25 protein-coding genes are annotated in these 20,650 nt (G+C 71.0%); 15 read left to right on the top strand and 10 right to left on the bottom strand.

Annotated elements, in window-relative coordinates; translation table 11 throughout:
* Positions 1 to 52 precede the first annotated feature (52 nt).
* The 4 genes from ACT1U9_RS27745 (at position 53) to ACT1U9_RS27730 (ending at position 3,111) form a co-directional block, all read left to right on the top strand.
* On the top strand, positions 53 to 1,003 hold the full coding sequence (locus ACT1U9_RS27745) for a cytochrome c oxidase assembly protein (RefSeq protein ID WP_444535344.1): 951 nt from the start codon (positions 53 to 55) through the stop codon (positions 1,001 to 1,003).
* 96 nt (positions 1,004 to 1,099) lie between these two features.
* The gene (locus tag ACT1U9_RS27740; protein WP_188274733.1) at positions 1,100 to 1,258 is read left to right on the top strand and encodes a hypothetical protein; all 159 of its coding nucleotides are present in this window, start codon (positions 1,100 to 1,102) and stop codon (positions 1,256 to 1,258) included.
* Positions 1,259 to 1,298: 40 nt separating this feature from the next.
* Positions 1,299 to 2,000, top strand: coding sequence for a lysophospholipid acyltransferase family protein (locus tag ACT1U9_RS27735; RefSeq protein WP_444535343.1), 702 nt, complete (start codon positions 1,299 to 1,301; stop codon positions 1,998 to 2,000).
* A 64-nt stretch (positions 2,001 to 2,064) separates the two neighbouring features.
* Positions 2,065 to 3,111, top strand: coding sequence for an NAD-dependent epimerase/dehydratase family protein (locus tag ACT1U9_RS27730; protein WP_444535342.1), 1,047 nt, complete (start codon positions 2,065 to 2,067; stop codon positions 3,109 to 3,111).
* Positions 3,112 to 3,172: 61 nt separating this feature from the next.
* On the opposite strand, the gene ACT1U9_RS27725 is transcribed toward ACT1U9_RS27730, so the two are convergent.
* From ACT1U9_RS27725 to ACT1U9_RS27690, 8 genes are all read right to left on the bottom strand, one after another.
* Positions 3,173 to 4,750, bottom strand: a complete 1,578-nt coding sequence (locus tag ACT1U9_RS27725; RefSeq protein WP_444535341.1) for an alpha/beta hydrolase — start codon at positions 4,748 to 4,750, stop codon at positions 3,173 to 3,175.
* A gap of 108 nt (positions 4,751 to 4,858) precedes the next feature.
* Positions 4,859 to 5,653, bottom strand: coding sequence for an urease accessory protein UreD (locus ACT1U9_RS27720; protein ID WP_444535340.1), 795 nt, complete (start codon positions 5,651 to 5,653; stop codon positions 4,859 to 4,861).
* Positions 5,641 to 6,318, bottom strand: a complete 678-nt coding sequence (gene ureG / locus ACT1U9_RS27715) for an urease accessory protein UreG (protein ID WP_444535339.1) — start codon at positions 6,316 to 6,318, stop codon at positions 5,641 to 5,643. Before ureG ends, ACT1U9_RS27720 begins: the two co-directional genes overlap by 13 nt.
* 222 nt (positions 6,319 to 6,540) lie before the next feature.
* The gene (locus ACT1U9_RS27710; protein ID WP_444535338.1) at positions 6,541 to 7,215 is read right to left on the bottom strand and encodes an urease accessory protein UreF; all 675 of its coding nucleotides are present in this window, start codon (positions 7,213 to 7,215) and stop codon (positions 6,541 to 6,543) included.
* Positions 7,216 to 7,227: 12 nt separating this feature from the next.
* Positions 7,228 to 8,949 carry an urease subunit alpha gene (locus ACT1U9_RS27705; protein WP_444535337.1) on the bottom strand — a complete coding sequence of 574 codons (1,722 nt, stop codon included), beginning with the start codon at positions 8,947 to 8,949 and terminating at the stop codon, positions 7,228 to 7,230.
* Positions 8,942 to 9,253: an urease subunit beta gene (locus ACT1U9_RS27700; protein ID WP_188274741.1), complete on the bottom strand. Its 312-nt coding sequence runs from the start codon at positions 9,251 to 9,253 to the stop codon at positions 8,942 to 8,944. The genes ACT1U9_RS27705 and ACT1U9_RS27700 overlap by 8 nt, the downstream gene beginning before the upstream one ends.
* A 16-nt stretch (positions 9,254 to 9,269) precedes the next feature.
* Entirely contained in the window at positions 9,270 to 9,572 is a 303-nt protein-coding gene (locus tag ACT1U9_RS27695; protein WP_444535336.1) for an urease subunit gamma, read from the bottom strand.
* Positions 9,573 to 9,782: 210 nt separating this feature from the next.
* Positions 9,783 to 10,064 carry a type II toxin-antitoxin system Phd/YefM family antitoxin gene (locus tag ACT1U9_RS27690; protein WP_444535335.1) on the bottom strand — a complete coding sequence of 94 codons (282 nt, stop codon included), beginning with the start codon at positions 10,062 to 10,064 and terminating at the stop codon, positions 9,783 to 9,785.
* 84 nt (positions 10,065 to 10,148) lie between these two features.
* Between ACT1U9_RS27690 and ACT1U9_RS27685 the strand changes: the two genes are divergently transcribed.
* From ACT1U9_RS27685 to ACT1U9_RS27675, 3 genes are all read left to right on the top strand, one after another.
* Complete coding sequence (locus ACT1U9_RS27685; protein ID WP_444535334.1) at positions 10,149 to 10,781, top strand: ATP-dependent Clp protease proteolytic subunit; 633 nt, start codon at positions 10,149 to 10,151, stop codon at positions 10,779 to 10,781.
* Positions 10,782 to 10,786: 5 nt separating this feature from the next.
* A complete protein-coding gene (locus tag ACT1U9_RS27680) occupies positions 10,787 to 11,092 on the top strand; it encodes a hypothetical protein (protein WP_444535333.1) in 306 nt (101 codons plus the stop codon).
* 506 nt (positions 11,093 to 11,598) lie between these two features.
* Entirely contained in the window at positions 11,599 to 12,072 is a 474-nt protein-coding gene (locus ACT1U9_RS27675; protein ID WP_444535332.1) for a C40 family peptidase, read from the top strand.
* Between the two features lie 94 nt (positions 12,073 to 12,166).
* Here the strand turns inward: ACT1U9_RS27675 and ACT1U9_RS27670 are convergent, their stop codons facing one another.
* Positions 12,167 to 12,598 carry an ATP-binding protein gene (locus ACT1U9_RS27670; RefSeq protein WP_444535331.1) on the bottom strand — a complete coding sequence of 144 codons (432 nt, stop codon included), beginning with the start codon at positions 12,596 to 12,598 and terminating at the stop codon, positions 12,167 to 12,169.
* A gap of 243 nt (positions 12,599 to 12,841) precedes the next feature.
* Here ACT1U9_RS27670 and ACT1U9_RS27665 point away from each other — a divergent pair, with 243 nt between their 5' ends.
* On the top strand, positions 12,842 to 13,699 hold the full coding sequence (locus ACT1U9_RS27665) for a helix-turn-helix domain-containing protein (protein WP_444535330.1): 858 nt from the start codon (positions 12,842 to 12,844) through the stop codon (positions 13,697 to 13,699).
* Between the two features lie 12 nt (positions 13,700 to 13,711).
* A complete protein-coding gene (locus tag ACT1U9_RS27660) occupies positions 13,712 to 13,957 on the top strand; it encodes a DUF397 domain-containing protein (protein WP_444535329.1) in 246 nt (81 codons plus the stop codon).
* 104 nt (positions 13,958 to 14,061) lie between these two features.
* On the opposite strand, the gene ACT1U9_RS27655 is transcribed toward ACT1U9_RS27660, so the two are convergent.
* Entirely contained in the window at positions 14,062 to 15,204 is a 1,143-nt protein-coding gene (locus ACT1U9_RS27655; protein ID WP_444535328.1) for an 8-amino-7-oxononanoate synthase, read from the bottom strand.
* A 145-nt stretch (positions 15,205 to 15,349) separates the two neighbouring features.
* On the opposite strand from ACT1U9_RS27655, the gene bioB reads away from it, so the two are divergent.
* From bioB to ACT1U9_RS27625, 6 genes are all read left to right on the top strand, one after another.
* A complete protein-coding gene (gene bioB, locus ACT1U9_RS27650; protein ID WP_444535327.1) occupies positions 15,350 to 16,567 on the top strand; it encodes a biotin synthase BioB in 1,218 nt (405 codons plus the stop codon).
* Complete coding sequence (locus ACT1U9_RS27645; RefSeq protein ID WP_444535326.1) at positions 16,560 to 17,873, top strand: adenosylmethionine--8-amino-7-oxononanoate transaminase; 1,314 nt, start codon at positions 16,560 to 16,562, stop codon at positions 17,871 to 17,873. Before bioB ends, ACT1U9_RS27645 begins: the two co-directional genes overlap by 8 nt.
* 1 nt (position 17,874) lies before the next feature.
* Complete coding sequence (gene bioD, locus ACT1U9_RS27640; RefSeq protein ID WP_444535325.1) at positions 17,875 to 18,567, top strand: dethiobiotin synthase; 693 nt, start codon at positions 17,875 to 17,877, stop codon at positions 18,565 to 18,567.
* Positions 18,512 to 18,919, top strand: coding sequence for a VOC family protein (locus ACT1U9_RS27635; RefSeq protein WP_444535324.1), 408 nt, complete (start codon positions 18,512 to 18,514; stop codon positions 18,917 to 18,919). The genes bioD and ACT1U9_RS27635 overlap by 56 nt, the downstream gene beginning before the upstream one ends.
* Before the next feature lie 94 nt (positions 18,920 to 19,013).
* Positions 19,014 to 19,685, top strand: coding sequence for a class I SAM-dependent methyltransferase (locus ACT1U9_RS27630; protein WP_444535323.1), 672 nt, complete (start codon positions 19,014 to 19,016; stop codon positions 19,683 to 19,685).
* 99 nt (positions 19,686 to 19,784) lie between these two features.
* Positions 19,785 to 20,645: an ABC transporter ATP-binding protein gene (locus tag ACT1U9_RS27625; RefSeq protein WP_444535322.1), complete on the top strand. Its 861-nt coding sequence runs from the start codon at positions 19,785 to 19,787 to the stop codon at positions 20,643 to 20,645.
* Positions 20,646 to 20,650: the final 5 nt, after the last annotated feature.

The following is a 20,650-nucleotide window of genomic DNA, read 5'->3' as shown; positions in this document are numbered from 1 at the left end:
GGGCGGTTCTACTCTGGGTCCGGACAACCGGTACGAAATCAGGAGTCAGCGGATGGATCACAGCGGGCACGGCATGACCATGGATCTGCCGCCGTTCACGCTGGCGCGGGGTATGGAGTGGTCCGCGGACCCGTTCTTCCTGATCGGCTGCGTGCTCGGGCTCGGTCTGTACGGCTACGCGGTCGTGCGGTTGCGCAGGCGCGGCGACAGCTGGCCGGTCAGCCGGATGATCTTCTGGACGCTCGGTGTCCTGAGCATCGCCCTGGTGATGTGCACCAAGCTGAACGACTACGGCATGGTCATGTTCAGCGTCCATATGGTCCAGCACATGGTCATCAGCATGCTCTCGCCGATCCTGCTGCTCCTGGGCGCGCCGATCACGCTGACGCTGCGGGCGCTGCCGGTCGCGGGCCGGGGCCGCAAGGGCCCGCGCGAGCTGCTGCTCGCGCTGCTGCACAGCCGGTACATGAAGGTCATCACGCACCCCGCGTTCACGATCCCGCTGTTCATCGCGAGCCTGTACGCGCTCTACTTCTCGCCGCTGTTCGACTTCCTGATGGAGTCGAAGACCGGCCACATCGCGATGATGGTGCACTTCCTCGCCGTCGGTCTGGTCTTCTTCTGGCCGATCATGGGCGTCGACCCGGGCCCGCACCGCCCCGGCTACATCATGCGGATGCTGGAGCTCTTCGCGGGCATGCCGTTCCACGCCTTCTTCGGCATCGCGCTGATGATGGCGACCCAGCCGATGATCGGCACGTACAAGAACCCGCCCGCCTCGCTCAACATCGACGCACTCTCCGACCAGGAGGCGGCCGGCGGCATCGCCTGGGCCTTCAGCGAGATCCCGTCCGTGGTCGTCCTGATCGCGCTGGTCTTCCAGTGGTACGCGACCGAGAAGCGCGAGGCCAAGCGCCAGGACCGGGCCGCCGACCGCAACGGCGACAAGGAGCTGGCGGCGTACAACGCCTATCTCGCCTCGCTCAACGCACGCGGGCAGTAACCGCTCGTACGCCGCCCGTGCGCGCGTCTGGCGCCCAGGGCGTTCCCGGGGCGACCATGGACTTCCACGGCAGCGGCCGGTCGGAAGGGGACGCCCATGCCCGGCACGACGAAGGCGATGGTGGTGCTCACCGTCGTGGCGCTGGTGGTGATCACTGCCTACACGGTGGCGCTCGGCAGCAGCGGCTGGCTCTGGTTCGGCTGGGTGGTCCTCGGCCTGTCCACGGTCGGCATGGCGGCTTCGCGCAGCGCCTGAACGGCGGCCCGGCGGGCGGGCCGAGTGAGGAGCCGGTGCGTTGCTGTACTACGTGCTCAAGTACGTCCTGCTCGGGCCGCTGCTGAGGCTGCTGTTCCGGCCGAGGATCGAGGGCCTGGAGCACATTCCGCCGGACGGCCCCGCGATCGTGGCGGGCAACCATCTGTCGTTCTCGGACCACTTCCTGATGCCGGTGATGCTGAAGCGCCGCATCACCTTCCTCGCCAAGCAGGAGTACTTCACGGGCCCCGGCATCAAGGGCCGCCTCACCGCCGCGTTCTTCCGCGCGATCGGTCAGATCCCGGTCGACCGCTCCGGCAAGGAGGCCGGGCAGGCCGCGATCCGCGAAGGTCTGGGCGTGCTGGCGAAGGACGAGCTCCTGGGCATCTACCCGGAGGGCACCCGCTCGCACGACGGACGCCTCTACAAGGGCAAGGTCGGGGTCGCCGTGATGGCGCTCAGGGCGCAGGTCCCGGTGATCCCGTGCGCGATGGTCGGCACGTTCGAGATCCAGCCGCCCGGCCAGGTGATGCCGAAGATCCGCCGGGTCACCATCCGCTTCGGCGAGCCGCTGGACTTCTCCCGCTACCTCGGGATGGAGAACGAGAAGGCGGTGCTGCGGGCCGTCACCGACGAGCTGATGTACAAGATCCTGGACCTCTCCGGGCAGGAGTACGTGGACCGGTACGCGGCCGACGTGAAGGCCGAGGAGGCCGGAAAGTTCCCCAGGATCCTCGGCTGACAGCGGATCCGCCCACGGCGCAAACGGCTGGTCGCCGAGATCGTGCGGTCGTAGCGTCCCGTCCATGGACACGGGAGACAAGGGAACGGCGTTCGTCGTAGGGGCCACGGGACAGATCGGGCGGGCCGCCGTGCGCGCGCTCGCCGAGGACGGCTGGCAGGTGCGGGCCGCCTCGCGCGGCGGCGGGAGTGATGCCGGCTGGCCGGACGGGGTGGAGGCGGTCACGCTCGACCGCGACGCGGACGGGGCGCTGGCCACCGCGCTGGGCGACGGCGTCGACGTCCTGGTCGACATGGTCGCGTACGGCCGCGACCACGCCCGCCAGCTGACCGGACTCAAGGACCGGATCGGCTCCGCGGTGGTCATCTCCACCGGCGCGCTCTACGAGGACGACCAGGGCCACAGCTTCGACACCCAGGACGAACCGGGCAAACAGCTGCACTATCCGGTCCCGTTGCCGGAGACCCACCGTACGGTCGCGCCCGGCGACGCCACGTACGCGACCCGGAAGGTGCTCCTGGAGCGGGAGTTGCTGGCTTCCGGGCTGCCGACGACGCTGCTGCGGGCCGGTGCGATCCACGGGCCGCACTCGCGCTTTCCCCGCGAGTTCTACTTCGTGCAGCGGGCGCTGGACCGTCGGCCCGTGCGGATCCTGGCGTACGGCGGACGCAACCGGTTCCATCCGGTGCATGTCTCCAACCTGGCCGAGATGATCCGCCTGGCGGCGCTCCGGCCCGGCGCGCGGGTGCTCAACGCCGGGGATCCCGAGGTGCCGACGGTCGCCGGGATCAGCGCAGCGATCGACGAGGTGACGGGCGTACGCAGCGAGCTGGTGACGGTGGAGGGACCGGCGCCGGTGGGCACGGTCGGGCTCACACCGTGGAGCCTGGAACATCCGATGGTGTACGACATGTCCGCCGCCGAGCGGGAGTTGGGCTACCGGGCGGTGACCGGGTACGAGCAGTCGCTGCCGGGGACGGTCGCGTGGCTGGTGGACCAGGTGCGCGAGCGCGACTGGCGCAGCGCGTTCCCCAGGATGGTGGAGCTGTACGGCGCGGTGGACCCGTTCGACTACGCGGCCGAGGACGCGTGGCTGGCGGGACGCGGGTAGCGAAAGGGGCGGCCGGAGTTCCGGCCGCCCCTTCTCACTGCTTCTTACCGCTGATTCGCCGTTACGGCTTCGGCGTGGCGTGCGGGGTGCACGTCACATCGGCGGCGTCGACCTTGCCGGTGAGGAAGTAGGCGTCCACCCGCGAGTTGATGCAGGGGTTGACCAGACCGGTCACACCGTGCGAACCGGCGTCCTTCTCGGTGATCAGACGCGATCCCTTGAAGCGCTGGTGCAGCGAGACGGCGCCCTGGTACGGCGTGGCCGCGTCCCGGGTGCTCTGGACGATCATGACCGGCGGCAGGCCCTTGCCGGTCTTGACCTCGACCGGCGTCTGCTGCGGAGCCTGCCAGGTGGCGCACGGCAGGTTCATCCAGGCGTTCGCCCAGGTCATGAACGGGTTGGTCTTGTTGAGCCGGGTGTTGTCCCGGTCCCACTTCTTCCAGCTGGTGGGCCACTTGGCGTCGGCGCACTCCACGGCCGTGTAGACCGCGTTGCCGTTCTCGGAGCTGATGTTGCCCGCGATGTCCGACATATCGGCACCGGCGGCCGCGATCAGCGCCTTGCTGTCACCCGCGACGTGCTGGCTCCACGCCTTGGCGACGGGCGCCCACGACGAGTCGTAGTACGGGGCCTTCTGGAAGTACCCGATGAGCTCGGCCGGGCCGACCACACCACCGATGGGGCTCTTCTTGGCCGCGGCGCGCAGCTTGACCCACTGCTGCTCGACCTTGGCCGCCGTGTCGCCCAGGTGGTACGTGGCGTCGTTCTTGGCGACCCAGTTCTCCCAGTCGTTCCAGCGGCCCTGGAAGGCGATGTCCTGGTTCAGGTTGGCCTGGTACCAGATGTTGTCGCGCGACGGGTCGACGACGCTGTCCACCAGCATGCGGCGCACATGCGACGGGAAGAGCGTGCCGTAGACCGCGCCCAGGTAGGTGCCGTAGGAGACGCCCAGGTAGTTGAGCTTCTTCTCACCGAGCGCGGCACGGATGACATCCAGGTCGCGGGCGGTGTTCGGGGTGGTCATGAACGGCAGCATCCAGCCGCTGCGCTCGGCGCACCCGTCCGCGTACTCGGCGGCGAGCTTGCGCTGGGCACGCTTGTCGGCCTCGCTGCCGGGCACCGGGTCGGCCTTCGGCGTCTTGACGAACTCCTGCGGATCCATGCAGGAGATCGGCGTCGAGTGGCCCACACCGCGCGGGTCGAAGCCCACGAAGTCGTACGCCTTCGCGGTGTTGGCCCACAGCGGGTTCTTGCCGGTCACCCGGGTCGGGAACCGCATTCCGGAGGCACCGGGGCCACCGGGGTTGTAGACCAGGGCGCCCTGGCGCTCGGCCGGGGTGCCGGTCGAGGCGATCCGGTCCACGGCGAGCTTGATCTGCTGGCCGTACGGGTGGGCGTAGTCGAGCGGGACGCTGACGTAGCCGCACTGGATCGGCTTGGCGAAGCCCCAGTCGGCCGGGCAGTCGGTCCAGTCGATGCCCTTCTTGGCGGCCCGCTCGGCGGCGAGCTGCACGCCGCGCGCCTCGGACGTGCCGTGGTGACGGCTCTCGGCGGTGGCCGCCGGTGCCGCGATCGCGCCGGCTATGAGCGTGCCCGCGATCAGAGTGCCGGCCGAACCGAGCACTGCGGTGCGTCTCAAGTGGTTCCTCCCCCTGCTGCTGTGCGCCACCTGTGGCAGCGCTTTTTGTGGTCTCGGGGGATCCTCGCGCCTGTGACCTTGTCCGGAACAGGTCGTACTGGCGTTTCTTTACCGAACCGATAGACGGGACGCCGGGTCCCGCTGAGCGGTCAGGACCTCATTCAGCACGCGATCGAGTACGCGCCGGAGCAGCCGGGCGTCCGGCGCGAGGGCGGTCACCAGGAAGGCGGGACCGACCAGCGGCGTGAGCACGGCGTTCTCGCCGAGCACCCGGGCCTCGGCGGGCTTGTCCGCCAACTCCGGGTCCACGACGAGCAGTTGCCCGGCCGCGCGATGGCCGCCGAGCACCGCCCCGCCGTCCCATCCTCCGGGCGCGCCGGGCCCGTACGCGAGTTCCTGGTCGAGCAGCGGGCGGCCCGCCAGGTGGACGGTGAGGCGGGTGGCGAGCGTACCGGGGTCCTCGCCGTGGCGTCCGAGGATCTGCTCCTCGCGCAGCACGAGGCGCGCGCCCGGCGCGAGCTCGACACGGGTGCGCATCCGCAGATCGCTACCCCGGGCGGAGATGAGCTGCTCGGGCAGCCAGTGCAACTCGGCATCCTGACGAACCGTCAGACGTACGTCGTAATGAGCCCGCTCCTCACCCCTCCCGGGCAGGGCGATGGTGGCGGCGGCCGAGTCCACGGTGAGCCGCGCGCCGTCCATCACCTCGGCCTCGACGGCGATGTGGTCGCCGCCGAGCGGGGCGCTCATCGCGCCGACGACGGTGACGCGATGGCGGTCCGGGGTCCCCCGGGTGCGGCGCAGCGCGAGCGGCCCCTCCCCCGTCAGGACCGGCAGACCCTCGGGGGTGGCGACGATCCGGGCGGTGGCGCGCACCCCCGCGCCGGTGGTCAGCCCTGCCATGCGGCGAGCCGCTCCCGTACCCACTCGGCGACCGCGTCCACACCGTCGTCGGACCTCAACGACTGGAAGACGACGGGCAGTTCGGCCCGCTGCTCCTTGGCGTCCCGGGCCATCCGCTCCAGGTCGGAGCCGACGTACGGGGCGAGGTCGGTCTTGTTGACGACGAGCAGGTCGGCGGTGGTGACACCGGGCCCGCCCTTGCGCGGGATGTCGTCGCCGCCCGCCACGTCGATGACGAAGATCTGCGCGTCGACGAGGCCCTTGGAGAAGGTGGCGGTGAGGTTGTCGCCGCCGGACTCGACCAGGATCAGATCGAGCGGCCCGACCGCGTCCTCCAGATCCTCGACGGCTTCGAGGTTGGCGGAGATGTCGTCCCGGATCGCGGTGTGCGGGCAGGCCCCGGTCTCCACGGCCTGGATCCGCTCGGGCGGCAGCACCGCGTTGCGCAACAGGAACTCGGCGTCCTCGCGGGTGTAGATGTCATTGGTGACGACGGCGAGCGAGAACTGCTCGCGCAGGGCGCGGCAGAGCGCGGCGACGGTGGCGGTCTTCCCGGACCCGACGGGCCCACCGAGCCCGACGCGCAACGCACGCCGCGTCCCGTCGGGCCGATGGGCATCGGCGCTGATGGCGGCGGGGCCGGATGGGGAGTGATCGAGATGCATAAGGCGGCTCCACTTTCGGTTCGCCGGGCGACTTCGGTCATTTCAGCCCGCCCGGGGCACTTCAGCCCGTGGGGGTCCCCCCTGGACGAAGTCCTTGGGGGAGTTTGAGGACGAGCCCGTCAAGGGCGACAAAGGGGGGTCCGGGGGCAAAGCCCCCGGCAACGGCGCCCCACCCCCACCAGCCCCCGGCAGGGTTTCGGGAAGGGGCGGGGTGGAGGAAAGCTAGGACGCGAACAGCCGCACCGCCCAAGCCGCATGCGCCTCAGCCATGACATCGAGCAGCGGCGCAGAGGCGGCAGGCAACACCCCCACCCCCTCCACAGCGGCCAGGGCCGCCGACTTCGCGGCCTGCGAGGCCACGACATCCAGCTCGGGCGCCAGCCCCGCGAGCACACGAGTCGCATCGAACGGATCAAGACTCAACAACCGCACCACCGCGGTCGCGGGCCCACTCACACACTCGTACGCCACACAGTGCGCCGCATCCTCCGCCCCCAGCCCCGCCGCCCGAGCGGCAAGCCCGAGCACGATCGGCTGATGCGCCCCACGCGGCCGGGCCGAAGCGAGCGCGGCCAACTCCTCGCTCGGCCAGGTGGCCCGGGCCGCCCGCATCATCTGCCGCCCGAGCCGACGCGCGGTCGCCCGCAGCGCGGGAGACGGCGTACGCGCGTCGGCGGCGTCGTCGAGGGCGAGCGGATCGAGACCGAGAGCCGCCGCCGCGGCGAGCGAGGCGGACACCAGACCCGCCGTGTGCAGCCGCCCCCGGCAGAACTCCGCCAGAGAGGCCGCGTCCCGGACGCGCCCCGCCTTCACGGCGGGTTCGGCCCCGCCCGAGTGGGCGTGGCCGCCCGCCGGGAAGCGGCCGTCGGCCAGGACGAGCAGAGCTGCGCGAGACATAGACAGCTGCTCTCAGAAGAGGAAGTACCGCTGGGCCATGGGCAGTTCGGCGGCGGGTGCGGGTTCGACCACGTTGCCGTCGATGGTCACCGTGAAGGTGTCCGGGTCGACCCTGACGTCCGGCAGTGCGTCGTTCTCGCGCATGTCGGCCTTGCCCACCCGCCGGGTGTTCTTGATGGCGACGAACTCCTTGTCCAGGCCGAGCCGTTCGGGCAGTCCGTCGTCGAGGGCCGCCTGGGACACGAAGTTGAGCGAGTTGGCCGCGGGCGCCTTGCCGTACGCGCCGAACATCGGGCGCGGCAGGATCGGCTGCGGAGTGGGGATGGACGCGTTGGCGTCGCCCATCTGCGCGTACGCGATCTGGCCGCCCTTGATGACGAGCTGCGGCTTGACGCCGAAGAACGCGGGCTCCCACAGCACCAGGTCGGCCAGCTTGCCCGGCTCGACCGAGCCGATCTCGCCGTCGAGGCCCTGCGCGACCGCCGGGTTGATCGTGTACTTGGCGACATAGCGACGCGCCCGGTGGTTGTCGGCCCGTCCGTCACCGGCGAGCGCGCCCCGGCGCACCTTCATGACGTGCGCGGTCTGCCACGTACGCATGATGACCTCGCCGATCCGCCCCATCGCCTGGGAGTCGGAGGACAGGATCGAGATGGCGCCCAGGTCGTGCAGGATGTCCTCGGCCGCTATGGTCGACGGCCGGATGCGGGACTCGGCGAACGACAGGTCCTCCGGCACGGCCGGGTTGAGGTGGTGACAGACCATCAGCATGTCGAGGTGTTCCTCGATGGTGTTGACGGTGTGCGGCCGGGTCGGGTTGGTCGAGCTGGGCAGGACGTACGGCTCGGACACCACGGTGATGATGTCGGGCGCGTGCCCGCCGCCCGCGCCCTCGGTGTGGTACGCGTGGATGGAGCGGCCCGCGATGGCGGCGAGGGTGTCGCCGACGAAGCCCGCTTCGTTCAACGTGTCGGTGTGGATGGCGAGTTGGGCGCCGGTCTCGTCGCAGACGCTCAGACAGGCGTCGATGACGGCCGGGGTCGCACCCCAGTCCTCATGGATCTTGAACCCGAGGGCGCCGCCGCGCAGTTGGGAGTGCATCGCCTCGCGCGACATGGTGTTGCCCTTGCCGAGCAGACCGATGTTGACGGGCGCGTTCTCCAGCGCCGCGAACATCCGGGCGAGGTGCCAGGGGCCGGGCGTGATGGTGGTCGCCTTGGTGCCCTCGGCGGGGCCGGTGCCGCCGCCGACGAGGGTGGTGATGCCCGAGGAGAGCGCCTGGTCGATCAGGGTCGGCGAGATGAAGTGGACATGGGTGTCCACCGCGCCGGCCGTGAGGATCTTCCCGTTCCCGGCGATGATCTCGGTCTCGGGGCCGATGACCAGGTCGGGGTGGACCCCGTCCATGGTGTCGGGGTTGCCGGCCTTGCCGATCGCGGTGATGCGGCCGTCCCGGATGCCGATGTCGGCCTTGACGATCCCCCAGTGGTCGAGGACGACGGCGCCGGTGACAACGGTGTCGGGTGCGCCTTCGGCGCGGGTGGTGCGGGCCTGGCCCATCGACTCGCGGATCACCTTGCCGCCGCCGAACACCGCCTCGTCGCCGGAGCGTCCGGGCCCGCCGCAGCGGTCCTCCTCGATCTCCACCAGCAGATCGGTGTCGGCGAGCCGGATGCGGTCGCCGGTGGTGGGGCCGAACAGGTCGGCGTACACGGCACGGTTGAGCTCAGCCATCGAGAGGACCTCCGATCTCGCCGCGCAGCCCGGGCACGACCCGGCGTCCCGTGAAGGGGACGAGTTCGACGTCCACGGGGATACCGGGTTCGAAGCGCACGGCGGTGCCCGCGGCGATGTTCAGCCGCAGCCCGCGGGCGGCGGCGCGGTCGAAGTCCAGGCCGGGGTTGGCCTCGGCGAAGTGGTAGTGCGAGCCGACCTGTACGGGCCGGTCGGCGGCGTTGAGGACGGTCATCCGGGTGACCTCGCGGCCCTCGTTGAGGGCGACGGGCTCGTCCGCGAAGAGGATCTCTCCTGGGATCATCGGCTCCGCTCCCCCGTCAGACGATCGGCTCGTGCACGGTGACGAGCTTGGTGCCGTCCGGGAAGGTCGCCTCGACCTGGACGTCGTGGATCATCTCCGGGATGCCGGGCATGACCTCCTCGCGGGTGAGCACCTTGCGTCCGGACGCCATGAGTTCGGCGACCGTACGGCCGTCGCGGGCGCCTTCGAGGATGTGCGAGGTGATCAGCGCGACGGACTCGGGGTGATTGAGCTTCACCCCGCGCGCCCGGCGCTTCTCCGCGACGTCCGCGGCGACATGGATGAGCAGTCGTTCCTGCTCGTGCGGCGTCAGTTGCACGCTTTCCACCTCACTGTCGTGCCCCGAGCGGGTGACTCCCGCCTCGACGCTGCGGGACCCTATCCGAGTTCAACACTCTGTTGACCTGGGGTTCCCTGCTCCGCAGCGAGGCATTGCACGTTACGGCGGAAGTTTTTCCGGCTCGTTAACTGACGCTTTGCATATTCATGGCCAATGCATCCATCGTCGGCTCCGGCGATCCGGAAGCCTTCAGTCACCCGCCGGCGGCCGCCGGTGCTCGGCGGCGATGCCGAACCGGCGCCGTTCGCCGGGAGCGGACGCGACCTGGCGCACCGACGACACCGAGCTGATCACCCGCTCCTCGTCCGGCTCCGTCGCACCTTCGAGTCGTTCCAGGTCAGCGGCGGACACCAGGGCGACAAGCGGCTTGCCGTGCCGGGTCACGACGACGCGCTCCCCGCCGTACACCACGCGGTTGATCAGCTCGGCGAGCTCAGCTCGGGCTTGCGTCACCGGAATCTCATAGGCCATGCTCCCCATCATAACGGCCTGTACGTCCTGTACATTTTTTACAGAGACACCGGGTCATGAGTCCGGTACGAGATGAGGTACGTCATGCACGGCCCAGTCGCCCGCTATGTCCTGCCCGAGTTCACCGAGCGCAGCTCGAACGGGGTACGCACCCTCGACCCCTACTCCAAGCTGCTCGAAGAGCGCATCGTCTTCCTCGGCACCCCCGTCGACGACACCACCGCCAACGATGTGATGGCCCAGTTCATGCATCTGGAGCACGCGGACCCCGACCGCGACATCTCGCTCTACATCAACTCCCCCGGCGGCTCGCTCAGCGCGATGTCGGCGATCTACGACACGCTCCAGTTCGTCACCTGCGACGTGGAGACGGTCTGCATGGGCCAGGCCGCCTCCGCCGCCGCGGTGCTGCTCGCCGCGGGCACGCCGGGCAAGCGGCTGGCGCTGCCGGGTGCGCGGGTGCTCATCCATCAGCCGTCCGTCGAGGAGCCGTTGCGGGGTCAACCGTCCGACCTGGAGATCTACGCGGCCGAACTCCAGCGCGGGCGCGCGATGTTGACCGAGCTGCTCGCCAAGCACACCGGCCGGACCTTCGAGCAGGTGAGCGCCGACATCGAGCGGGACACCATCCTGGACGCCAGGGGCGCCGCCGCGTACGGCCTGGTCGACCATGTCGTCTCCAGCCGCAAGAACTCCCGTACGGACTCGGGGAGGTAGAGCTCGTGGTGCCCGAACTGCCGCCGCTGCCCGCGCTCACGCGCGCGGAGGGCGAGTTCATCGACACATATCTCGACGCCCTGGACCAGTTGGGCCGGATCAACCCCGCCCGGCACTCGGACACCTACGGTGCGCTGCGGGCCGCGCAGGCGCTCGTGGGGCGGGCGGTGGCACTGAGGGACGCGTTGACGACGATGCATCTGCGCGGCGAGAGCCAGTTGCACTCCGAGACGCTGGCGCGGGCCCTGCGGGTGCTCGACGGGGAGCGCCGGGCGGGTCGTGTCACGGTGCCGCCGCCCCCGACGAGTTGACGTCGGAGCAGCGCCCGGACGGCACCTTCGTTGGTACGAGTCGGTGTCCCACGTTCGGACCATCGGATGGTCCGAACGACGTATCAGTTCCCTTGCGCCATATGGGCAGACACTTGGCGGAACCTGTCATTCCGACGCTGGTACGGGGCTGGTCGGACCCCCTGCGGAAAGCTTCAAAACATCCGCGTCCACCCGAACGGGTCAGTCGTGAGGAGCCTCACAAAACGCCGTTTCGGCTCGGAAATCCGACACTTCGTGGGTCAAGATCCCTTCCGACGACAAGCCCCCGCCACCGAGGCGGGGCGGTCCGGGCGGACGCCGAGTCCTGCCGCCGTACCCGGATGACTGGTCGACTGATGGATCGGCAGGAGTGGAGGACCCGAGCAGTGCGGGCCGACCGGGCAACCGGAAGGCCCTTGGGGTGAAGCCGCGCGAGCGGCCGGGCATCTTCGCCAGTCCGAACCCGACAGGTCATCCTTCGCAGGCGGTTTGACGAAGGGTCGCGCATGTCTGCGCAGAATCACGTCCCGTCCCTGCTGACTCGTGTCGGCGCGGTCTCCGCGCTCACTCTGGCCGCCGTGGGCGGCACCTTGCTGGCGCCGGGCGCCACGAGTGAGGCCAGCGCCGCGACACTCGCGACGAAGGCGCTCAATGTCGCCGCGTCGAAGAAGGGATCGCCCTACCAGTACGGAGCCAGCGGCCCGTACCGGTTCGACTGCTCGGGGCTCACCGTCTACTCGTACAAGCAGGCGGGCAAGAAGCTGCCGCGCACCACGCAGCAGCAGTACAACAGCACACGCCACATCTCGTCGTCCTCGCGTCAGCGCGGTGACCTGGTGTTCTTCCACTCCGGCTCGAACGTCTACCACGTGGGGATCTACGCCGGCGAGGGGAAGATCTGGCACTCCCCCAAGACCGGGTCCGTGGTCCGGCTGGAGAAGATCTGGTCCAGCAGCGTCTGGTATGGCCGCGTGCGCTGACAGTGGCCCGTACGGGGCGGTGAGCGCGGGCGCCCGCGCTCACCGCCTTCGCCCGGCGGCCGGCCCCGGCTCCGGGCGTTCGGTTCCGGACCGCTCAGCTCTGGACGGGGGCCGTCCACGGCAGAGCGATCCAGACGGTCTTGCCGCCCTCGGGCGTCGGCGTCACCGACAGACGCCCCCCGCACTCGGCGGCCAGCCAGCGAATGATCACCATGCCCCGCCCGTTGTCCTGCTGGACGGCGGCGGGAAGACGTTTCGGCCAGCGTGGATGGCTGTCGGTCACGCCGATGTGCAACTGCTCGTCGCACTCAAGACGCATGTCCACGGTGAATGTGGGCGACTGGCCGAAAGTGTGCTGTACGGCATTGGTCGCGAGTTCGGAGACGATCAGGCGGATCGTATCGGCGGTTTCGCCGTCCGACGCGAGCCCCCACTCGGCGAGTACGCCGGCGACATATTTACGGGCGGCGGAGACCGAGGCGGGATCGCTCGGCAGAGTGACGGTTGATTCCTGGTGGTCTGCCATGGCGACGCTGTCCCTTTCCCACCCGGGCCGGCCTGCTTGACTCGCGGCGAGCGGACAAACGCGAGGACGGCCCGGACATGTGCTTCGCGCCAGAGTGCCACTCATCGTGCCGTTGGATGCGCCGATCCACCAAGATATGCATATATCTGTCGCTCAAAGCGGTGAACTCTGCGACGAAGGACCGTATTTGGGCGCCACACTTGCCCATCGCCCGAATCGCCGCCGGGTGGGAGGAGACCCAAGATGTGGCACGGTCCCGCGGTACGCCGCCGCAAGCTCGGTGAGGAGCTGCGGCGGCTGCGCGTCGCGGCCGCCCTCACCAGCGCCGAGGTGGCCCGGCAACTCGGCTGGCACCAGTCCAAGGTGAGCCGGATCGAGACCGGCCGCAGCGGTGTGAAGCCGGCCGACGTGGCCCGGCTGCTCGAACTGTACGGCGTCGACGACCCCCGCCTGCGCGCCCTGCTCGCAGCGCTCGCGGGCTCGGCCGACGGGCGCGCGGACCAGTGGTGGCAGGCCTATCGTGGGCTGTTGCCGCCGCAGTACCGGGACTTCATCAGCCTGGAGTCGCAGGCGTCGGCCGCACGCACCCTGGAGACGTCGGTGGTGCCGGGGCTGCTCCAGACGCCCGAGTACGCCCGCGCGGTGACCCGGGCCGCGCTCCACGGGCTCGACGCGGCACGGGTGGACTCACTGGTCCAGGTGCGCCTCGCGCGTCAGGAGGTGCTGCGGGCGGATCCGCCGCTGCGGCTGAGCGCGGTGGTCGACGAGGCGGCGCTGCGACGCGAGGTGGGCGGGGCGGCCGCGATGCGACGGCAGTTGCGGTATCTCGTGGACATGGCGCAACTGCCGCAAGTGCGGCTCCGGGTGCTGCCTTTCAGCAGCGGTGGCCATATCTGCCTCACCGGGCCTTTCGTTATCTTCTCCTTTCCGCACATTTCTGATCTGGACGTGGTTGTTATCGACCACTTGACGAGTAGCCTCTATCTCGAACGGAAAGAAGACCTTGAGGCGTACGGCGCCGCGTTCCACACGGTCGAGGCGCAGGCCCTTTCGTACAAGGAATCGTTGAATCTCATCGCCGGGCTCGCTGACGGCGCGTAAGGGAGGCATGTGATGCCCGAACCCCCCGCGCATGTACCTTCCAGCACTTCTCTGAACGGCGCGCAGTGGCGGCGCAGCAGCCGCAGTGTAGGAATGAACAATTGCGTCGAGACAGCACCAATCGACGCCGCGACGCTGGCCGTCCGTGACTCCAAGCGGACCACCGGACCCGCGCTGCTCTTCGGAACGCGGGCCTGGCACGGTTTTCTTGCGGGTCTGTCCACCGGGCTCGACGAGGCGCCCGACAGCAGGAGTTGAGTACGTGAACGGGGGAACGGGGGACTAGGGCCTGTCCGGTGGATCTGGCCTGGGACGCGAGGGTGTGGCACGCACCGAAGGCGGCCAGATCCACCGGACAGACCCTAGGCGGTGGGCGCGGTCCGCAGGATCGTGTCCACCGCCCACTCGATCTGACTCTGCGTCAGATCGGCTCGGGCGGTCAGCCGCAGCCGGGAGATGCCGTCCGGCACCGACGGCGGGCGGAAGCACCCGACCACGAGCCCGGCGGCCCGGCAGTCGGCCGCCCAGCCCACCGCCGCCTCCGGCGAGGGTGCCCGCACCGACACCACGGCCGCGTCCGGACGTACCGCCGTCAGACCCGCGGCCGTCAGCCGTCCGTGCAGCTCGGCCGCCACTTCGCGGGCCCGGCCCGCCCGTTCGGGCTCGCCGCGCAGCAGCCGCAGCGCCGCCAGGGCGCCGCCGACGGCGGCGGGCGCGAGGCCGGTGTCGAAGATGAACGTACGGGCCGCGTTGACCAGGTGCTGGATGACCTTGGCCGGGCCGAGGACGGCGCCGCCCTGGCTGCCGAGCGACTTGGACAGGGTGAGGGTGGCGACCACGTCGTCCGCGCCCGCGAGAGACGCCCCGTGCAGCGCGCCGCGTCCGCCCTCACCCAGGACGCCGAGGCCATGGGCGTCGTCCACCATCAGGGCGGCGCCGAACTCTCGGCAGGCGCCGATGAGTTGGTGCAGCGGGGCGGCGTCGCCGTCCACCGAGAAGACCGAGTCGCTGACGACGAGCGCGCGCCCGCCGTGCGCCTCCAGCGTCTTGCGCACGGCCTCCGGGTCGGCGTGCGGGACCACGGCGGTCTCCGCGCGCGCGAGGCGGCAGCCGTCGACGATCGAGGCGTGGTTGGCCGCGTCGGACACGATCAGCGCGTCGCGCTCGCCCAGCGCGGTCAGCGCCGCGAGGTTGGCCGCGTAACCGGAGGAGAAGACCAGCGCCGCCTCGAAGCCGCAGAACTCGGCGAGCTCCGCTTCGAACTCCGCGTGCAGCGCGGTGGTGCCGGTGACCAGGCGGGAGCCGGTGGCCCCGGCGCCCCAGCGGCGCGCGGCGGCCGCCGCACCCTCGGTCACCGCCGGGTGCCGGGTCAGCCCCAGGTAGTCGTTGCTCGCCAGGTCCAGCAGATCCTGGTCGGCGGTACGCGGCCGGAGCACCCGGACCAGACCGGCGCGCTCGCGCCGCTCGGTCGCTCCGTCGATCCAGTCGAATGGCACTCGGGGCATGGTGAAGATCCCTTTTGTAGGCAGCGCACAGACCCTATTCCGCCGCAACCGAGGTCAGGGTGTGGCAATACACACACCTTCCAAGGGCGCAGTTGTACGATCCCTCCTTGGCTGGAAGCGGTGTCTTGGGCAAGGATCTGGTCCCATGGATCTGCTGAACACGCTGGTGGACAAGGGGCTGCGGCGCGAGCTGCCCAGCCGCGAAGAGGCGCTCGCCGTACTGGCGACCTCCGACGAGGAACTGCTCGATGTGGTGGCCGCGGCCGGCAAGGTGCGCCGCCAGTGGTTCGGGCGCCGGGTGAAGCTGAACTACCTGGTGAACCTGAAGTCCGGGCTGTGCCCCGAGGACTGTTCGTACTGCTCGCAGCGGCTCGGCTCCAAGGCCGAGATCCTGAAGTACACCTGGCTCAAGCCCGACGAGGCGTCCAAGGCCGCCGCCGCGGGTGTCGCGGGCGGCGCGAAGCGGGTCTGCCTGGTGGCCAGCGGCCGCGGCCCGACCGACCGTGACGTGGACCGCGTCTCGCAGACCATCGAGGCGATCAAGGAGCAGAACGAGGGCGTCGAGGTGTGCGCCTGCCTCGGTCTGCTCTCCGACGGCCAGGCCGAGCGGCTGCGCGCGGCGGGCGCCGACGCGTACAACCACAACCTCAACACGTCCGAGGGGACGTACGGGGACATCACGACCACGCACACCTACGCCGACCGTGTGGACACCGTGCAGAAGGCGCACGGGGCCGGGCTCTCCGCCTGCTCGGGTCTGATCGCGGGCATGGGCGAGAGCGACGAGGACCTCGTCGACGTGGTCTTCGCGCTGCGCGAGCTCGACCCGGACTCGGTGCCGGTCAACTTCCTCATCCCGTTCGAGGGCACGCCGCTGGCCAAGGAGTGGAACCTCACCCCGCAGCGCTGCCTGCGCATCCTCGCCATGGTGCGGTTCGTCTGCCCGGACGTCGAGGTGCGTCTGGCGGGCGGGCGCGAGGTGCATCTGCGCTCGATGCAGCCGCTGGCCCTGAACCTGGTCAACTCGATCTTCCTCGGCGACTACCTCACCAGCGAGGGCCAGGAGGGCAAGGCCGACCTGGAGATGATCGCGGACGCCGGTTTCGAGGTGGAGGGCGCGGGCACCACGACGCTGCCCGAGCACCGCGCCGACGCGCTCGCCGACGCCGGCTGCGGCTCGCACGCCCAGAGCGGCTGCGGTTCGCACGAGGCCGGTGCGTGCGGCTCGCACGAGGGCGGCGGCTGCGGCCCGTGCGGCGAGAGCGCGCCGGTGGCCGCTGCCGCCGAGGTCCCCGAGGCGCGTACGGACCTGGTCGCGGTGCGCCGCCGCGGCGCGGGCACGGATCTGGCCCCCAATGCCTGATCGGACGCCTTCGTACGACGTCGCCGAGCTGCGGGCGCTGGACCGCGCACACGTCTGGCACCCCTACGGCCCGATGCCGGGCCGTCAGGAGCCGCTGGTCGTGGAGTCCGCGTCCGGGGTCCGGCTGCGGCTGGCCGAGGAAACCCACGGACAGCGCGAGCTCGTCGACGGCATGGCCTCCTGGTGGTCGGCACTGCACGGCTACAACCACCCGGTCCTCAACGCGGCCGCGCACAGCCAGCTGGACCGGATGAGCCATGTGATGTTCGGCGGGCTCACCCACGAGCCCGCCGTCCGGCTCGCCGTGAAGCTCGTCGAGATCACCCCCGAGCCGCTTCGGCACGTCTTCCTGAGCGACTCGGGCTCGATCTCGGTCGAGGTCGCCATCAAGATGTGCCTGCAGTACTGGAAGTCGGTCGGCAAGCCCGCCAAGCAGCGGCTGCTGACCTGGCGCGGCGGCTACCACGGCGACACCTGGCAGCCGATGTCGGTGTGCGACCCCGACGGCGGCATGCACTCGCTGTGGTCGGGCCGGCTGCCGGAACAGGTCTTCGCGGACGCGCCGCCGACCGGCTACGACGCGGGGCCCGACGAGGCGTACGTACGCCATGTGCGGGACCTGATCGCCGAGCACGCCGATGAAGTGGCGGCGGTGATCGTCGAGCCGGTGGTGCAGAACGCGGGCGGGATGCGGTTCCACACCCCCGCGTATCTGCGGGTGCTGCGCGAGGCGTGCGACGAGCACGGCGTGCTGCTGGTGTTCGACGAGATCGCCACCGGCTTCGGCCGCACCGGAACGCTCTTCGCCTCCGAGCACGCGGGCGTCTCCCCCGATGTGCTGTGCGTCGGCAAGGCGATGACCGGCGGCTATATGACGATGGCCGCCACGCTGTGCACCACCGAGGTCGCCCAGGGCATCTCCTCGGGCGAGGTCCCGGTCCTGGCGCACGGCCCGACCTACATGGGCAACCCGCTCGCCGCGTCCGTCGCCTGCGCCTCCATCGACCTGCTGCTCTCGCAGGACTGGCAGGGCGAGCTGAAGCGGCTGGAGAACGGGCTGCGCGAGGGTCTGGGCGAGCACGCCGGGCTGCCCGGCGTGAAGGACGTACGCGTCCTCGGCGGCATCGGTGTGGTCCAGCTCGACCACGAGGTGGACGTGGCGGCGGCGACGCGGGCGGCGGTGCGGGAGGGCGTCTGGCTGCGCCCGTTCCGCGACCTCGTCTACACGATGCCGCCCTATGTGACCGACGACGCGGATCTGGCGCGCATCTGCCGAGCGGTGGGCGCGGCGGCTCGGGAGGGCTGAGATGACGGTACTGGTCGTGAGCGGTACGGGCACGGAGATCGGCAAGACGGTCGTCACGGCGGCCGTCGCCGCCCTCGCGCGCGCCGCAGGGCGCAGCGTCGCCGTCCTCAAGCCGGCCCAGACCGGGGTCGCCCCCGGCGAGGACGGCGATGTGGCGGAGGTGCGGCGCCTCGCGGGCGACGACATCACCGGGACGGAACTCGCCCGGTTCCCCGAGCCGTTGGCCCCCGATACCGCCGCACGCCGGGCCGGGCTCACCCAGGTGCGCCCGGTCGACGTCGCCGAGGCGGCCGAGAAGCTGGCAGCCGAGCACGATCTGGTCCTGGTGGAGGGCGCGGGCGGGCTGCTCGTCCGCTACGACGACGAGGGCGGCACGCTCGCGGACGCGGCGCGTCTGCTCGGCGCACCCGTCCTGGTCGTCGCCCCGGCCGGACTCGGCACCCTCAACATGACGGCGCTCACCGCCGAGGCACTTGAGGCCCGGGGCCTGGCGTGCGCGGGCGTGGTCGTCGGCAGCTGGCCCGCCGAGCCGGACCTGGCATCGCGCTGCAACCTGGCGGACCTGCCCAAGGCGGCGGGCTCGCCCCTGGTCGGCCTGGTGCCGGAGGGGGCCGGGCGGCTGTCCGGCCCCGACTTCCGTGCGGCGGCGCCGAGTTGGCTCGGCCCGGAGCTCGGCGGCGACTGGAGTCTGTGATGGCGGTTTACGGGCACGGCTGCGCCAGATCGTCGTCGACTGCGCCGCCCCGGACCGCCTCGCGCGGTTCTGGGCGGCGCTGCTCGGCGGCACACCGGTGGTACGGGACGCGGGCTGGACGTATCTCGACGCGCCCGGCACTCCGCGGCTCGCCTTCCAGCGGGTGCCGCAGCCCAAGGCGGGCAAGAACCGGCTCCATCTCGACCTCACGGTGCAGGACGTCGCCCGCGCCCGGGCCGCCGCAGTGCGCCTGGGCGCCACGGCGGTGGGGACGACGGTGACCGATGCCCAGGGCTCCTTCCAGATCATGCGCGACCCGGAGGGGAACGAGTTCTGCTTCGTGGGCGGGTGACGGCTTCGTGAGCGGGTGACGGCCGGGCGGGGCGGGGACAATCCCGGTGACCGCCTCCGCCCGTCCGCCACCCGTCCGCTGGGAGGGTCCCCCCATGGAGCAGCGTGCCAAGATCGCCCCGGACGCCGTGCACCACCCGCTGTTCGCCCGGTTCTACGCCCGGTTCAGCGAGCTGGCCGACCGGCGTGGCGACGTCGCCGCATACCGCCGCGACCTGCTCGCCGGGCTCAGCGGCCGCGTCATCGAGATCGGCGCGGGCACCGGCCTCAACTTCCCGCACTATCCGGCCGCCGTGGCCGAGGTGGTCGCCATCGAACCCGAACGCGCGCTGCGCATGCACGCGGTCCGGGCGGCGCTGCGCGCCGACGTGCCGGTGGACGTGGTGCCCGGGGCCGCCGAGGCGCTGCCCGTGAAGAGCGAGGCGTTCGACGCGGCCGTGGTGTCGCTGGTGCTGTGTTCCGTACGCGATGTGCCGCGTTCGCTCGCCGAGATCCGCCGCGTGCTGCGCCCCGGTGGCGAGCTGCGCTTCTTCGAACACGGGCTGGCCGAGGGGCGCGTGGCCTCGGCGGTCCAGCGCGCGGCGGACCGGACGCTGTGGCCGCTCCTCTTCGGCGGCTGCCACACCGCACGCGATCCCCTGGTGGCGATCGAGGCCGCGGGCTTCGCGCTGGTCGAGTTCCAACGGCTGCGCCTGCCCGCGAGAGGGCCGTGGCACCCCGCCTCGCCCTGTGTGCTGGGCACGGCCCGGCGCCCGGATCCGGACTGATCTCCCCCTTCCGCCGGATGGCCCCGCTGTCTGCGCGGCTCTACGCTCGTATGCCGTACGGGAGTCCGGCCCAGCAGTGCCACGACCCGGGAGGCGGCCTTGTCGACAGCTGCGAGTGAAGGGGTCGCCGCCCGGGCGCGGGCGCTGACCAAGGCGTACGGCACGGGCGAGACGACGGTCCTGGCGCTCGACTCGGTCGACGTGGACATCGCGCGCGGCCGGTTCACCGCGGTCATGGGCCCCTCCGGCTCGGGCAAGTCCACGCTGATGCACTGTCTGGCCGGGCTCGACTCGGTCTCGGCGGGCCAGGTGTGGCTCGGCGACACCGAGATCACCGGGCTGAAGGACCGCGAGCTGACCCGGCTGCGGCGCGACCGGATCGGCTTTATGTTCCAGGCGTTCAACCTGCTGCCGACGCTCACGGCCGCCGAGAACATCACGCTGCCGATGGACATCGCCGGGCGCAAACCCGACCGGGAGTGGCTGGAGCAGGTCATCGACACGCTCGGGCTGCGCGACCGGCTCAAGCACCGGCCCGCGCAGCTCTCCGGCGGCCAGCAGCAGCGGGTGGCGTGCGCCCGGGCACTGGCCTCCCGACCGGAGCTGATCTTCGCGGACGAGCCGACCGGCAACTTGGACTCGCGGGCGGGCGCCGAGGTCCTGACGTTTCTGCGGGAGGCCGTGGACCGGCTTTCGCAGACGGTCGTGATGGTCACGCATGACCCGGTCGCGGCGGGCGGGGCCGATCTGGTGCTGTTCCTGGCGGACGGGCGGATCGTCGACGAGATGCCCCGGCCGACGGCGGAGGCGGTCCTGGACCGGCTACGGATGTTCTCGGGCGGGCCCGGAACCACCTCCGGCGAATCCGGAACCACTTCCGGCGGACCCGGATCGACGGGAGCGGCCGACGCCGGCGATCCCGACACCCGCCCCGGCTTCGACTCGTTGCGCAAGGGCTGAGCGGC

The organism is Streptomyces sp. BR1 (assembly GCF_052373795.1).
Lineage (GTDB): Bacteria > Actinomycetota > Actinomycetes > Streptomycetales > Streptomycetaceae > Streptomyces.
Note: the sequence above shows the minus strand (reverse complement) of the source record. Positions and strands in the feature narration are given on the sequence as shown.

Coding starts and splice junctions, on each gene's coding strand:
- ACT1U9_RS27660 (WP_444535329.1), top strand. CDS start 13,712: ATGCCCGAACCCCCCGCGCATGTACCTTCCAGCACTTCTCTGAACGGC.
- ACT1U9_RS27685 (WP_444535334.1), top strand. CDS start 10,149: ATGCACGGCCCAGTCGCCCGCTATGTCCTGCCCGAGTTCACCGAGCGC.
- ACT1U9_RS27710 (WP_444535338.1), bottom strand. CDS start 7,215: ATGTCTCGCGCAGCTCTGCTCGTCCTGGCCGACGGCCGCTTCCCGGCG.
- ACT1U9_RS27720 (WP_444535340.1), bottom strand. CDS start 5,653: ATGGCAGGGCTGACCACCGGCGCGGGGGTGCGCGCCACCGCCCGGATC.
- ACT1U9_RS27730 (WP_444535342.1), top strand. CDS start 2,065: ATGGACACGGGAGACAAGGGAACGGCGTTCGTCGTAGGGGCCACGGGA.
- bioD (WP_444535325.1), top strand. CDS start 17,875: ATGACGGTACTGGTCGTGAGCGGTACGGGCACGGAGATCGGCAAGACG.
- bioB (WP_444535327.1), top strand. CDS start 15,350: ATGGATCTGCTGAACACGCTGGTGGACAAGGGGCTGCGGCGCGAGCTG.
- ACT1U9_RS27700 (WP_188274741.1), bottom strand. CDS start 9,253: ATGATCCCAGGAGAGATCCTCTTCGCGGACGAGCCCGTCGCCCTCAAC.
- ACT1U9_RS27630 (WP_444535323.1), top strand. CDS start 19,014: ATGGAGCAGCGTGCCAAGATCGCCCCGGACGCCGTGCACCACCCGCTG.
- ACT1U9_RS27690 (WP_444535335.1), bottom strand. CDS start 10,064: ATGGCCTATGAGATTCCGGTGACGCAAGCCCGAGCTGAGCTCGCCGAG.
- ACT1U9_RS27670 (WP_444535331.1), bottom strand. CDS start 12,598: ATGGCAGACCACCAGGAATCAACCGTCACTCTGCCGAGCGATCCCGCC.
- ACT1U9_RS27675 (WP_444535332.1), top strand. CDS start 11,599: ATGTCTGCGCAGAATCACGTCCCGTCCCTGCTGACTCGTGTCGGCGCG.
- ACT1U9_RS27740 (WP_188274733.1), top strand. CDS start 1,100: ATGCCCGGCACGACGAAGGCGATGGTGGTGCTCACCGTCGTGGCGCTG.
- ACT1U9_RS27655 (WP_444535328.1), bottom strand. CDS start 15,204: ATGCCCCGAGTGCCATTCGACTGGATCGACGGAGCGACCGAGCGGCGC.
- ACT1U9_RS27705 (WP_444535337.1), bottom strand. CDS start 8,949: ATGGCTGAGCTCAACCGTGCCGTGTACGCCGACCTGTTCGGCCCCACC.
- ACT1U9_RS27745 (WP_444535344.1), top strand. CDS start 53: ATGGATCACAGCGGGCACGGCATGACCATGGATCTGCCGCCGTTCACG.
- ureG (WP_444535339.1), bottom strand. CDS start 6,318: ATGCATCTCGATCACTCCCCATCCGGCCCCGCCGCCATCAGCGCCGAT.
- ACT1U9_RS27665 (WP_444535330.1), top strand. CDS start 12,842: ATGTGGCACGGTCCCGCGGTACGCCGCCGCAAGCTCGGTGAGGAGCTG.
- ACT1U9_RS27645 (WP_444535326.1), top strand. CDS start 16,560: ATGCCTGATCGGACGCCTTCGTACGACGTCGCCGAGCTGCGGGCGCTG.